This is a genomic window from Bacillus sp. EU52, assembly GCF_037964975.1.
Lineage (GTDB): Bacteria > Bacillota > Bacilli > Bacillales > Bacillaceae > Bacillus > Bacillus subtilis.
Map to the genome: position 1 here is coordinate 39735 of NZ_CP150177.1, position 12418 is coordinate 52152.

General features: G+C 41.2%; 14 protein-coding genes. 13 read left to right on the plus strand and 1 reads right to left on the minus strand.

The annotated features are described in order from the left end of the window. Nucleotides 1-6: 6 nt before the first annotated feature. From NSU05_RS00210 to rsmI, 7 genes are read left to right on the plus strand one after another with little or no spacing between them, the layout of a single operon-like run. Nucleotides 7-447, plus strand: coding sequence for a YaaR family protein (locus tag NSU05_RS00210; protein WP_009966249.1), 441 nt, complete (start codon nucleotides 7-9; stop codon nucleotides 445-447). Between the two features lie 11 nt (nucleotides 448-458). After that, entirely contained in the window at nucleotides 459-1448 is a 990-nt protein-coding gene (gene holB, locus NSU05_RS00215; protein WP_003226770.1) for a DNA polymerase III subunit delta', read from the plus strand. Between the two features lie 2 nt (nucleotides 1449-1450). Continuing rightward, nucleotides 1451-2278 carry a competence/sporulation regulator complex protein RicT gene (gene ricT, locus NSU05_RS00220; RefSeq protein WP_003226767.1) on the plus strand — a complete coding sequence of 276 codons (828 nt, stop codon included), beginning with the start codon at nucleotides 1451-1453 and terminating at the stop codon, nucleotides 2276-2278. A gap of 14 nt (nucleotides 2279-2292) precedes the next feature. Next, on the plus strand, nucleotides 2293-2652 hold the full coding sequence (gene yabA / locus NSU05_RS00225) for a replication initiation-control protein YabA (RefSeq protein ID WP_003218308.1): 360 nt from the start codon (nucleotides 2293-2295) through the stop codon (nucleotides 2650-2652). A gap of 58 nt (nucleotides 2653-2710) precedes the next feature. Then, nucleotides 2711-3454 carry a tRNA1(Val) (adenine(37)-N6)-methyltransferase gene (locus tag NSU05_RS00230; protein WP_003244526.1) on the plus strand — a complete coding sequence of 248 codons (744 nt, stop codon included), beginning with the start codon at nucleotides 2711-2713 and terminating at the stop codon, nucleotides 3452-3454. Then, the gene (locus tag NSU05_RS00235) at nucleotides 3441-3740 is read left to right on the plus strand and encodes a GIY-YIG nuclease family protein (protein ID WP_003242983.1); all 300 of its coding nucleotides are present in this window, start codon (nucleotides 3441-3443) and stop codon (nucleotides 3738-3740) included. The genes NSU05_RS00230 and NSU05_RS00235 overlap by 14 nt, the downstream gene beginning before the upstream one ends. Then, on the plus strand, nucleotides 3715-4593 hold the full coding sequence (rsmI, locus tag NSU05_RS00240) for a 16S rRNA (cytidine(1402)-2'-O)-methyltransferase (RefSeq protein WP_038428262.1): 879 nt from the start codon (nucleotides 3715-3717) through the stop codon (nucleotides 4591-4593). Before NSU05_RS00235 ends, rsmI begins: the two co-directional genes overlap by 26 nt. A gap of 48 nt (nucleotides 4594-4641) precedes the next feature. On the opposite strand, the gene abrB is transcribed toward rsmI, so the two are convergent. Beyond that, entirely contained in the window at nucleotides 4642-4932 is a 291-nt protein-coding gene (gene abrB / locus NSU05_RS00245; RefSeq protein WP_003226760.1) for a transition state genes transcriptional regulator AbrB, read from the minus strand. A gap of 494 nt (nucleotides 4933-5426) precedes the next feature. Here abrB and metG point away from each other — a divergent pair, with 494 nt between their 5' ends. The 6 genes from metG to prtG all read left to right on the plus strand — a co-directional run bounded on the left by metG (nucleotide 5427) and on the right by prtG (nucleotide 12347). After that, the gene (gene metG, locus NSU05_RS00250; protein ID WP_003226758.1) at nucleotides 5427-7421 is read left to right on the plus strand and encodes a methionine--tRNA ligase; all 1995 of its coding nucleotides are present in this window, start codon (nucleotides 5427-5429) and stop codon (nucleotides 7419-7421) included. Nucleotides 7422-7500: 79 nt separating this feature from the next. Continuing rightward, nucleotides 7501-8268 (plus strand): TatD family hydrolase, encoded by a 768-nt coding sequence (locus tag NSU05_RS00255; protein WP_014475570.1) that lies wholly within the window; start codon nucleotides 7501-7503, stop codon nucleotides 8266-8268. A 155-nt stretch (nucleotides 8269-8423) separates the two neighbouring features. Next, a complete protein-coding gene (locus tag NSU05_RS00260; RefSeq protein WP_038428263.1) occupies nucleotides 8424-9737 on the plus strand; it encodes a ubiquitin-like domain-containing protein in 1314 nt (437 codons plus the stop codon). Between the two features lie 144 nt (nucleotides 9738-9881). Beyond that, nucleotides 9882-10442, plus strand: coding sequence for a ribonuclease M5 (gene rnmV / locus NSU05_RS00265; RefSeq protein WP_015253010.1), 561 nt, complete (start codon nucleotides 9882-9884; stop codon nucleotides 10440-10442). Continuing rightward, a complete protein-coding gene (gene rsmA, locus NSU05_RS00270; protein ID WP_015715101.1) occupies nucleotides 10435-11313 on the plus strand; it encodes a 16S rRNA (adenine(1518)-N(6)/adenine(1519)-N(6))-dimethyltransferase RsmA in 879 nt (292 codons plus the stop codon). The genes rnmV and rsmA overlap by 8 nt, the downstream gene beginning before the upstream one ends. Nucleotides 11314-11474: 161 nt before the next feature. After that, a complete protein-coding gene (gene prtG / locus NSU05_RS00275; protein ID WP_014475574.1) occupies nucleotides 11475-12347 on the plus strand; it encodes a sporulation-specific protease PrtG in 873 nt (290 codons plus the stop codon). Nucleotides 12348-12418 lie beyond the last annotated feature (71 nt).

The following is a 12418-nucleotide window of genomic DNA, read 5'->3' on the forward strand; positions in this document are numbered from 1 at the left end:
GAAACTGTGAAAATTAATAAAGATATACGTACATTTATAGATAATAAGCAGATTCCCTCTGTGAAAACATCAGAGATCACAGCATCGTTTAAAACATCAATGGAAAACCAAAGCAGCAAAATGAAGCTTGATCAGCTTACCAGGCTGTTATCTGATATAGAAGCATTCGGAAAAAGGCTAACGAAATCTCGGAATTTTAAAGACTTAGCGAGATTTAAAGGACTTGTGAAACGTTTTGTCAAAGAAGCTGTGGACAGCGGCCTTTCACATGAAACATCGAAAAGCTTTGACCTTTATGGGAACAGCAGAACGCTGGGACTTGTGAAAGAAATAGATGACAAATTGATACAGCTTACGGAAGAGATGATGGATCAGGAAAAACCGGCAATTGATTTGCTGGAGCGTATTGGCGAAATAAAAGGTTTATTAATTAACCTTTACACATAGAGAGTGATACAATGGCAATATCCTGGAAGGAAATGAACGAGCTTCAGCCCAGAGTGATGAAGCTTTTATATAATAGTATTGAGAAGGACAGACTATCACACGCTTATTTGTTTGAGGGGAAAAAAGGAACAGGCAAGCTTGATGCCGCGCTGCTTCTTGCAAAAAGCTTCTTTTGTCTGGAGGATGGCGCGGAGCCTTGTGAGAGCTGCCGAAACTGTAAACGGATAGAGTCAGGGAACCATCCTGATCTCCATCTTGTTCAGCCTGATGGCTTATCAATCAAAAAGGCGCAAATTCAAGCGCTCCAAGAAGAGTTTTCTAAGACAGGACTTGAATCGCATAAAAAGCTGTATATTATTTCGCACGCAGATCAAATGACAGCAAATGCGGCGAACAGCCTGCTGAAATTTTTAGAAGAACCGAACAAAGACACAATGGCCGTCCTCATCACTGAGCAGCCCCAAAGGTTATTGGATACCATCATTTCAAGATGCCAAACCCTTCCTTTTCAGCCTTTGCAACCGAAAGCAATTGAAGATAGACTGATCGAACAGGACGTCTCGCCTCATATGGCAAGGCTTCTGGCCAACATGACCAATAATGTAGCAGAAGCAGTCGAATTAAGTCGAAATGATGAGTTTGCAGAGTCTAGAGCGAAAGTGATAAAATTGTATGAAGTCCTACACCAGCGGAAAGGACATGCTTTTTTCTTTATTCAAGATCAATGGATGCCCTTTTTCAAAGAAAAAACCCATCAAGAAATGGGTCTTGATATGCTCTTATTGATATATCGTGATGTGTTGTCCATCCAAATAGGAAATGAAGATAAATTGATTTATCAAGACTTATTCCAATCAATAAAACAGCATGCGCTACAATCAACACAACAAAGCGTTACGAATCAGATACTTGCTGTTTTAGAAGCAAAGAAACGGCTTCATTCCAATGTGAATGTACAAGGATTAATGGAGCACTTGGTGTTAATGTTGCAGGAGGGATAAGCTTGTACAATGTAATTGGTGTCCGCTTTAAGAAAGCGGGTAAAATATATTATTTTGATCCGAATGGATTTCATATAGAACATGACAGCTGCGTAATTGTAGAAACTGTCAGAGGCGTTGAGTACGGCCAGGTCGTAATTGCAAATAAACAGGTGGATGAGCATGATGTGGTGCTTCCCCTTCGAAAAGTGATACGTGTGGCAGACGAGCGCGATCTTCTCATTGTAGAAGAAAATAAACAGGAAGCACTATCAGCATTTGATATCTGCCAAAAGAAAGTGATTGAGCATGGCTTGGATATGAAGCTGGTCGATGTTGAATTCACGTTTGATCGCAATAAAGTCATTTTTTACTTCACTGCTGACGGCCGAGTCGACTTTAGAGAGCTTGTAAAGGATTTGGCTTCTATCTTTAAGACAAGAATTGAGCTGCGCCAAATCGGAGTGAGGGATGAGGCAAAAATGCTCGGAGGAATCGGTCCTTGCGGAAGAATGCTTTGCTGTTCAACGTTTCTTGGAGATTTTGAACCCGTTTCCATTAAAATGGCCAAGGATCAGAACTTGTCTTTAAATCCTACGAAGATTTCGGGCCTTTGCGGACGATTGATGTGCTGTCTAAAATATGAGAACGATGAGTATGAGACGGCAAAAGAACAGCTTCCGGATATAGGAGAAATGATTACGACAGCAAACGGTCCCGCGAAGGTCGTCGGACTAAATATTCTGGAACGGGTGCTTCAGGTGGAACTGATAAACCGTGAAAAAGTGATAGAATATACTTGGGAAGAGCTCTTGGAAGAGGGCGTCGTATCCGCACAAACCACAGATTAACGAGGTGTGGAACCTTGGATAAAAAAGAGTTATTTGATACAGTCATTAACTTAGAAGAACAAATTGGCTCACTGTACCGGCAGCTGGGGGATTTGAAGCAGCATATCGGTGAGATGATTGAGGAAAATCATCATTTACAGCTTGAAAACAAGCATTTGCGCAAACGGCTGGACGATACGACGCAGCAGATTGAAAAGTTCAAAGCTGATAAAAAAGAATCAAAAACACAGAAGACAGAGCAAACTGATATAGGGGAAGGATATGATAATCTGGCACGTCTGTATCAAGAAGGATTTCATATCTGCAATGTCCACTATGGAAGTGTTCGAAAAGAGGATTGTCTTTTCTGTCTGTCATTCTTAAATAAAAAATAGGGAAAAGGCTTCCGCATAAGACGGGAGCCTTTTTCAAAGGTACTGAAAGGATAAGAAGATGGTTTCATTACATGATGATGAAAGATTAGATTATTTGCTGGCAGAGGACATGAAAATCATACAAAGCCCAACAGTGTTTGCTTTTTCGTTGGACGCTGTGCTTCTGTCCAAATTTGCGTACGTTCCGATTCAAAAAGGGAAAATTGTTGATTTATGCACCGGCAATGGTATTGTGCCGCTGCTGCTCAGTACAAGATCAAAAGCAGACATTCTGGGAGTCGAAATTCAAGAAAGACTGCATGATATGGCTGTTCGCAGCGTGGAGTATAATAAGTTGGACGATCAGATCCAGATCATACATGATGACCTGAAAAACATGCCGGAGAAACTTGGACATAATCGATATGATGTTGTCACCTGCAATCCGCCGTATTTTAAAACGCCGAAACAAACTGAACAAAACATGAACGAGCATCTCCGAATCGCAAGACATGAAATCCACTGCACGCTGGAGGATGTCATTTCAGTCAGCAGCAAGCTGCTCAAGCAAGGGGGAAAAGCAGCTCTTGTTCACCGGCCGGGAAGGCTTCTGGAGATTTTTGAACTGATGAAGGCTTATCAAATCGAGCCAAAACGTGTACAATTTGTCTATCCGAAGCAAGGGAAAGAAGCCAATACCATTTTGGTTGAAGGTATCAAAGGCGGGCGCCCGGATTTGAAAATTCTTCCTCCTTTATTCGTTTATGATGAACAAAATGAATATACAAAAGAAATCAGGACCATTTTATATGGAGACAAATAACCATTTCTTCTACGTCGTGAAATGTAAAGACAATAGCTGGTATGCCGGGTATACCAACGATCTGCATAAACGAGTGAAAACACACAATGATGGAAAGGGCGCAAAGTACACAAAAGTAAGACGTCCGGTTGAATTAATTTTTGCCGAGAGCTTTTCAACAAAGCGGGAAGCTATGCAGGCGGAATATTATTTCAAAAAACTAACTCGGAAGAAAAAAGAGCTTTATATAGAAGAAAAGCGGAACAGCAAGGAGGCTGTATATGTTAAGGCGCCAAATGAGCTTTAATGGAAAGTCGGACATGGGGATTCTTTACTTGGTCCCAACCCCAATCGGAAATCTAGAGGATATGACATTCCGGGCGATCGACACGCTGAAATCAGTGGATGCGATTGCTGCGGAAGATACGAGGCAAACGAAAAAGCTTTGTCATGTATATGAAATTGAAACACCGCTCGTCAGCTATCACGAACACAATAAAGAAAGCAGTGGGCACAAAATTATTGAATGGCTGAAATCGGGAAAAAACATTGCTCTTGTCAGTGATGCCGGTCTGCCGACGATTTCTGATCCCGGAGCGGAAATTGTAAAGGATTTTACGGATATAGGCGGTTATGTTGTTCCGTTGCCGGGAGCAAATGCTGCATTAACAGCTCTTATTGCTTCAGGTATTGTACCGCAGCCTTTTTTCTTTTACGGTTTTCTCAACAGACAGAAAAAAGAAAAGAAGAAGGAGCTTGAAGCCCTTAAAAAACGGCGGGAAACGATCATTTTTTATGAAGCGCCTCACAGATTGAAGGAAACCTTGTCAGTGATGGCAGAGATATTAGGAGATCGGGAAATTGCTGTAACGCGTGAACTCACTAAGAAATATGAAGAGTTTATCCGAGGAACCATATCTGAGGTCATTGGATGGGCAAACGAGGATCAGATACGCGGCGAGTTTTGTCTTGTCGTAGAAGGAAGTAATAATGAAGAGGTAGATGAGGAAGAACAATGGTGGGAAACCCTCACTGCGAAAGAACATGTCGAGCATTACATCTCGAAAGGCGCTACGTCTAAAGAAGCCATTAAAAAAGCAGCAGTCGATCGCAATGTACCAAAGCGTGAAGTGTACGATGCTTACCATATTAAGCAATAAAAAAACGTTCTTGTGTCATAACAAGAACGTTTTTTGTACAAGAAATGATTATTTAAGGTTTTGAAGCTGGTTTTGGATTTCGCTGATGATTTGCTCAGCGCCTTCTTTACTAAGAACCAATTTACCGCCTGCAAGTTTAAGGTTATCATCAGAAACTTCACCAGTTACTTGGCAAGTCATGTTTGGTTTATATTTTTTAAGGATGATTTTTTCATCATCAACATAGATTTCAAGAGCATCTTTTTCTGCGATTCCAAGAGTACGACGCAGTTCGATAGGAATAACTACACGTCCTAATTCATCAACTTTACGTACAATACCAGTAGATTTCATAAACATTCTCCTCCCAAGAGATACTTATTTGTTTAAATTATATTTTTCTTCGTCATTATTCGACAAAATCCTTACCTTCATAGCATAACAAGGTTTCCAATAATCGTCAATCATTTTGTTTACTATTGATTGTAAGAATTAGTTCTTATAGTCAGTAATGTCTTAGAAACTACCGAAATAACAGCATTTTATAAATATTTAATAAAGCTATTATCCTACTAAAAATCCTTTTAAATCAAGACTTTCGAACCAAAGTTTTTTATTTCATTTGATTATATACGACAAAATTCGACACGAACAGACTTTTTTTATTTTCATTAAAGATTTTTAATTTTAATTATTCTTTTTCAGGGCGTATGTATATATTCTTGATCTTAAAGGCTAAGATGGTATCATAGATAAAGGATAAATATAAATAATATTCATATATGATTTGCACTTATCGCCGCTCTCGTCCTTTGGGCGGGAGCTTTTTGACATTCTGATTAGGAGGTTTCAAGATGCCGCAAGAAAACAATACATTTTACATTACAACACCGATTTATTATCCGAGCGGAAAATTACATATCGGCCATGCATATACGACAGTCGCGGGAGATGCAATGGCACGTTACAAAAGATTAAAAGGGTTCGATGTTCGCTATTTAACGGGAACGGACGAGCATGGACAAAAGATCCAGCAAAAAGCTGAACAGGAAAACATTACACCTCAGGAGTATGTGGATCGCGCAGCGGCAGATATTCAAAAACTGTGGAAGCAGCTTGAAATCTCAAACGACGACTTTATCCGCACGACAGAAAAACGGCATAAAGTTGTCATTGAAAAAGTGTTTCAAAAGCTTCTTGATAACGGGGACATCTATCTTGATGAGTATGAAGGCTGGTACAGCATCCCTGATGAAACGTTCTACACGGAAACTCAGCTCGTTGATATTGAGCGGAATGAAAAGGGAGAGGTCATCGGCGGAAAAAGCCCTGACAGCGGTCACCCAGTTGAATTGATCAAAGAGGAATCTTATTTCTTCCGCATGGGGAAATACGCGGATCGACTTCTGAAATACTATGAAGAAAACCCGACATTCATTCAGCCAGAATCACGCAAAAACGAAATGATTAATAACTTTATCAAACCTGGACTTGAGGATTTGGCAGTATCACGTACCACTTTTGATTGGGGCGTGAAGGTGCCGGAAAATCCAAAGCATGTTGTATATGTTTGGATTGACGCACTATTTAACTATTTAACGGCACTTGGTTATGATACAGAAAATGATGAGCTTTATCAAAAATATTGGCCTGCCGATGTTCATTTAGTCGGTAAGGAGATTGTACGATTCCATACTATTTACTGGCCAATTATGCTGATGGCGCTGGATCTTCCGCTGCCAAAGCAAGTATTCGCGCATGGCTGGCTTTTGATGAAAGACGGAAAAATGTCGAAATCAAAAGGAAACGTTGTAGATCCGGTTACATTAATTGAGCGCTATGGTTTAGACGAGCTTCGCTATTACCTGCTTCGCGAAGTGCCGTTCGGATCTGACGGTGTATTCACGCCGGAAGGATTTGTTGAGCGGATTAACTATGATTTAGCGAATGATTTAGGAAATCTATTGAATCGTACTGTTGCGATGATTAATAAGTATTTTGACGGACAAATCGGTTCTTACAAAGGTGCTGTTACGGAATTTGACCATACGCTCACTTCTGTTGCTGAAGAAACAGTGAAAGCTTATGAGAAAGCAATGGAAAATATGGAGTTCTCGGTAGCACTTTCGACTTTATGGCAGCTCATCAGCCGCACAAACAAATACATTGATGAGACAGCTCCATGGGTGCTTGCGAAAGATCCGGCAAAAGAAGAAGAATTGCGATCAGTTATGTATCATCTCGCTGAATCATTGCGTATTTCAGCGGTACTGCTTCAGCCATTCTTAACAAAAACACCTGAAAAAATGTTCGAGCAGCTGGGCATTACTGATGAATCTTTAAAAGCTTGGGACAGCATTACAGCTTTCGGCCAGCTGAAAGATACAAAAGTACAAAAAGGCGAGCCATTGTTCCCTCGTTTAGAGGCAGAAGAAGAAATTGCTTACATCAAAGGGAAAATGCAAGGTTCAGCACCAGCGAAAGAAGAAACAAAAGAAGAAGAGCCTCAAGAGGTCGATCGTTTACCTGAAATTACGATTGATCAATTCATGGATGTAGAGCTTCGCGTAGCTGAGGTCATTGAGGCAGAACCAGTGAAAAAAGCAGACCGTTTATTGAAGTTGCAGCTTGATCTTGGTTTTGAAAAGCGCCAAGTGGTATCCGGCATTGCGAAGCATTATACGCCTGAAGAGCTTGTTGGAAAAAAACTCGTTTGTGTAACAAATCTAAAACCGGTTAAACTCAGAGGAGAGCTTTCTCAAGGTATGATCCTTGCAGGAGAAGCAGACGGCGTTTTAAAGGTCGTGTCTATCGATCAGTCGTTACCAAAAGGCACAAGAATTAAATAATGATAAAACAAAAGGTGTTTCACGTGTAACAATTCGTCGAACACCTTTTGTGTTTCGACAAGAAAGGAGTTTTTCACTTATGTTGTTTGACACACACGCGCATTTAAATGCAGAACAATATGATACTGATCTTGAAGAGGTTATTGAACGGGCAAAAGCTGAAAAAGTTGAACGAATTGTCGTAGTTGGTTTTGACCGTCCGACGATTACCCGTGCGATGGAAATGATTGAGGAATATGATTTTATTTATGCAGCCATTGGCTGGCACCCTGTTGACGCTATTGACATGACAGAGGAAGACTTAGCGTGGATTAAAGAGCTTTCTGCTCATGAGAAAGTGGTAGCGATAGGAGAAATGGGACTGGATTATCATTGGGATAAATCACCTAAAGATATTCAAAAAGAGGTGTTTAGAAAACAAATCGCCTTAGCGAAAGAGGTCAATTTGCCTATTATCATTCATAACCGTGATGCAACGGAGGATGTCGTGACCATTTTAAAAGAGGAAGGCGCAGAAGCTGTGGGCGGAATCATGCACTGCTTTACAGGAAGTGCGGAAGTGGCAAGAGAATGCATGAAAATGAATTTTTATTTATCATTTGGGGGACCGGTGACATTTAAAAATGCGAAGAAACCGAAGGAAGTAGTGAAGGAAATTCCCAATGACCGGCTGCTGATTGAAACGGACTGCCCGTTTCTCACACCGCACCCTTTCCGCGGGAAAAGAAATGAGCCAAGCTATGTGAAATATGTGGCAGAACAAATCGCCGAATTAAAAGAAATGACCTTTGAAGAGATTGCTTCCATCACGACTGAAAATGCGAAAAGACTTTTCCGTATAAACTGACAAAAAACGCTAGCGGGTTTTGTAAGAGCTTGTCCCTTACAGCGTTTTTCTATAAAAGTTCTACATGCTTTCTTCTCCTCATAGGATAGGTTTGTCGACAAGTCTTTCTTCCGTTTCTCAGTGTATTTCAGGATAATGAAGAGGACACTGAGCTTTTGGGAGAAAGAGAAGGGAGGGTTGACAGCCTTTTAGATACTCTATATAATCTCTCCGAGGAGAAGGAGGCGTTTTTCATCACACAAAAAATGAAAAAGCTGTTTTCCGTAAAGCTTAGCAAAAGCAAAGTCATTCTGGTTGCTGCTTGTTTGCTTTTGGCAGGAAGCGGGACTGCGTACGCGGCTCATGAGCTGACGAAACAATCAGTCTCAGTTTCTATCAATGGCAAAAAGAAACATATACGCACACATGCAAATACAGTCGGTGATCTTTTGGAGACGCTTGATATAAAGACAAGAGACGAAGACAAGATCACACCTGCTAAACAGACAAAGATAACAGCAGACATGGACGTTGTGTATGAGGCTGCAAAACCTGTGAAGCTTACAATAAACGGGGAAGAAAAGACGTTATGGTCAACAGCAAAAACGGTCGGTGCATTACTGGACGAACAAGATGTTGATGTGAAAGAACAAGATCAAATTGATCCCGCAATAGATACAGATATTTCGAAAGACATGAAGATTAACATAGAGCCCGCATTTCAGGTTACTGTGAATGATGCAGGGAAACAAAAGAAGATCTGGACGACTTCGACTACGGTCGCTGACTTTTTAAAACAGCAAAAGATGAACATAAAAGACGAAGATAAAATCAAGCCTGCGTTAGATGCAAAGCTGACGAAAGGAAAGGCTGATATTACAATTACTCGTATCGAAAAGGTCACCGATGTAGTTGAAGAGAAGATTGCGTTCGATGTGAAAAAGCAAGAAGACGCTTCTCTTGAAAAAGGGAAAGAAAAGGTCGTCCAAAAAGGAAAAGAAGGCAAGCTAAAAAAACATTACGAAGTCGTTAAAGAAAACGGCAAAGAAGTGTCCAGAGAGCTTGTAAAAGAAGAAACAGCTGAGCAAAGCAAAGATAAAGTGATTGCTGTCGGCACAAAGCAAAGCAGTCCAAAAGTTGAAACGGTCAGTGCTTCAGGTGATTCAAAAACAGTTGTGTCCCGCAGCAATGAATCAACAGGCAAAGTCATGACTGTATCATCTACGGCTTATACGGCAAGCTGCAGCGGTTGTTCAGGACATACAGCGACAGGCGTCAATTTGAAAAATAATCCGAATGCCAAAGTCATCGCTGTGGATCCAAATGTCATTCCGCTAGGCTCCAAAGTCCACGTGGAAGGCTATGGATATGCCATTGCTGCAGATACCGGTTCAGCGATTAAAGGGAACAAGATAGACGTCTTTTTCCCAGAGAAATCATCGGCGTACCGATGGGGAAATAAAACAGTCAAAATTAAAATCTTAAATTAATATATACTTATGTATTCAGAGGGTTTTGCGCCCTCTGTTTTTTTCGTTATAATAGACAAAGTGCATTTTCTGCTTATTAGACGCTCGATATAAGAAAAAGTTTCATGAATATACAAAAGTTTTTATTTTGTCTTGGAGGAAATAATGAAAATTAAAGAGATCATTGTGGTCGAGGGGCGTGACGATACGGCCCGCATCAAATTGGCTGTTGATGCAGACACAATTGAAACAAATGGTTCAGCCATCGATGATCATGTGATTGACCAAATCCGTTTGGCCCAGAAGACCAGAGGCGTCATTATTTTAACGGATCCGGACTTTCCGGGAGAGAAGATTCGCAAAACCATTTCAGAGGCTGTACCCGGCTGTAAGCATGCATTTTTGCCAAAGCATCTTGCCAAACCTAAAAACAAGCGGGGGATTGGTGTGGAGCATGCATCGGTTGAAAGCATTAGGGCATGTTTAGAAAATGTGCATGAGGAGATGGAAGCGCAGCCGAGTGACATTTCAGCTGAGGATTTGATTCATGCCGGACTAATAGGCGGGCCTGCGGCCAAACGCCGCCGGGAACGACTGGGTGATCTGTTGAAAATCGGCTATACAAATGGCAAACAGCTTCAAAAACGGCTGCAAATGTTTCAAATTAAAAAAAGTGATTTTATGAGTGCGCTCGATACCGTTATGCGGGAGGAACAGAATGAATAAAGATATTGCGACACCGATTAGAACGAAAGAGATACTGAAGAAATACGGTTTTTCTTTTAAAAAGAGCTTAGGACAGAATTTCTTAATTGATACGAACATTTTAAACAGAATTGTTGATCATGCGGAAGTGACTGAGAAAACAGGTGTCATTGAAATCGGCCCGGGAATCGGGGCTTTAACCGAACAGCTTGCCAAGCGGGCGAAAAAGGTCGTGGCATTTGAGATTGACCAGCGATTATTGCCGATTCTGAAGGATACACTGTCACCTTACGACAATGTCACTGTCATTCATCAGGACGTGTTAAAGGCTGATGTCAAATCGGTCATTGAAGAACAATTTCAAGATTGTGATGAGATTATGGTAGTTGCCAACCTTCCTTATTACGTAACAACACCGATTATCATGAAACTGCTTGAAGAACATCTTCCGCTGAAAGGAATTGTGGTCATGCTGCAAAAAGAAGTGGCTGAGCGCATGGCGGCTGATCCTTCATCTAAGGAGTACGGCTCGCTTTCAATCGCGGTGCAGTTTTATACAGAAGCCAAAACGGTGATGATCGTTCCGAAAACCGTATTTGTTCCTCAGCCTAATGTCGATTCCGCAGTCATCCGTCTGGTTCTCCGAGACGGCCCGGCAGTGGACGTGGAAAACGAATCCTTTTTCTTTCAGCTCATCAAGGCAAGCTTTGCACAGCGTCGTAAAACGCTGCTCAATAACTTAGTTAACAATCTGCCTGAAGGAAAAGCGCAAAAATCAACAATCGAGCAAGTGCTTGAAGAAACAAATATTGACGGTAAGCGCCGAGGTGAATCCCTGTCTATTGAGGAGTTCGCAGCGCTGTCTAACGGATTGTATAAAGCCCTTTTCTAAAAGGGCTTTTTGTTTTGCGCACCACATGGACTGCCGCTACATAGGCTAGAGAAGGACCTTTCATTCAATGATAAGAAAAAACTTGGACTCAGCGAAAAAAGGCGCTTTCTCAAGGCTCTTTCTTTCATGATGAGGCTTAGTCTATGTGTGGAGTGAGGAATGTGCAATTTCAAATAGGGGATATGGTAGCCAGAAAATCCTATCAGATGGATGTTTTGTTTCGAATTATAGGAATAGAGCAAACAAGCAAAGGAAATTCAATTGCCATTTTGCATGGAGATGAAGTCAGGCTGATTGCTGATTCGGATTTTTCTGATCTGGTGGCAGTGAAAAAAGATGAGCAGATGATGCGGAAAAAGAAAGATGAGAGCAGAATGAATGAGTCGCTCGAATTGCTCCGCCAGGATTATAAACTGCTCAGAGAAAAACAGGAGTACTATGCGACAAGCCAATATCAGCATCAGGAGCATTATTTCCATATGCCGGGCAAAGTGCTTCATCTGGATGGTGACGAAGCATATCTGAAAAAATGCCTGAATGTCTATAAAAAAATTGGAGTGCCGGTCTATGGCATCCATTGCCATGAAAAGAAAATGTCTGCTTCTATTGAAGAATTGCTCGACAAATATCGACCTGATATCCTGGTGATCACAGGGCATGATGCGTATTCGAAGCAAAAGGGCGGCATTGATGATTTGAATGCGTACAGACATTCTAAGCACTTTGTTGAAACTGTTCAAACAGCCCGAAAAAAGATCCCTCACTTAGATCAGCTTGTTATTTTTGCGGGGGCCTGCCAATCCCATTTTGAATCACTCATCAGAGCGGGTGCGAATTTTGCGAGTTCACCGTCAAGAGTCAATATTCATGCGCTTGATCCGGTATATATCGTCGCGAAGATCAGCTTTACGCCGTTTATGGAACGGATTAATGTATGGGAAGTGCTCCGTAATACGCTGACAAGAGAGAAAGGGCTTGGAGGTATTGAAACAAGAGGAGTTCTGAGAATTGGTATGCCTTATAAGTCCAATTAACAGTTGAAAACCTGCATAGGAGAGCTATGCGGGTTTTTTATTTTACATAATGATACATAATTTACCGAAAC

What these genes read in the sequence shown, in the direction of transcription:
- holB (WP_003226770.1), top strand. Translation starts at nt 459, where the DNA reads ATGGCAATATCCTGGAAGGAAATGAACGAGCTTCAGCCCAGAGTGATG.
- NSU05_RS00230 (WP_003244526.1), top strand. Translation starts at nt 2,711, where the DNA reads ATGGTTTCATTACATGATGATGAAAGATTAGATTATTTGCTGGCAGAG.
- NSU05_RS00235 (WP_003242983.1), top strand. Translation starts at nt 3,441, where the DNA reads ATGGAGACAAATAACCATTTCTTCTACGTCGTGAAATGTAAAGACAAT.
- rsmI (WP_038428262.1), top strand. Translation starts at nt 3,715, where the DNA reads ATGTTAAGGCGCCAAATGAGCTTTAATGGAAAGTCGGACATGGGGATT.
- abrB (WP_003226760.1), bottom strand. Translation starts at nt 4,932, where the DNA reads ATGTTTATGAAATCTACTGGTATTGTACGTAAAGTTGATGAATTAGGA.
- metG (WP_003226758.1), top strand. Translation starts at nt 5,427, where the DNA reads ATGCCGCAAGAAAACAATACATTTTACATTACAACACCGATTTATTAT.
- NSU05_RS00255 (WP_014475570.1), top strand. Translation starts at nt 7,501, where the DNA reads ATGTTGTTTGACACACACGCGCATTTAAATGCAGAACAATATGATACT.
- rnmV (WP_015253010.1), top strand. Translation starts at nt 9,882, where the DNA reads ATGAAAATTAAAGAGATCATTGTGGTCGAGGGGCGTGACGATACGGCC.
- rsmA (WP_015715101.1), top strand. Translation starts at nt 10,435, where the DNA reads ATGAATAAAGATATTGCGACACCGATTAGAACGAAAGAGATACTGAAG.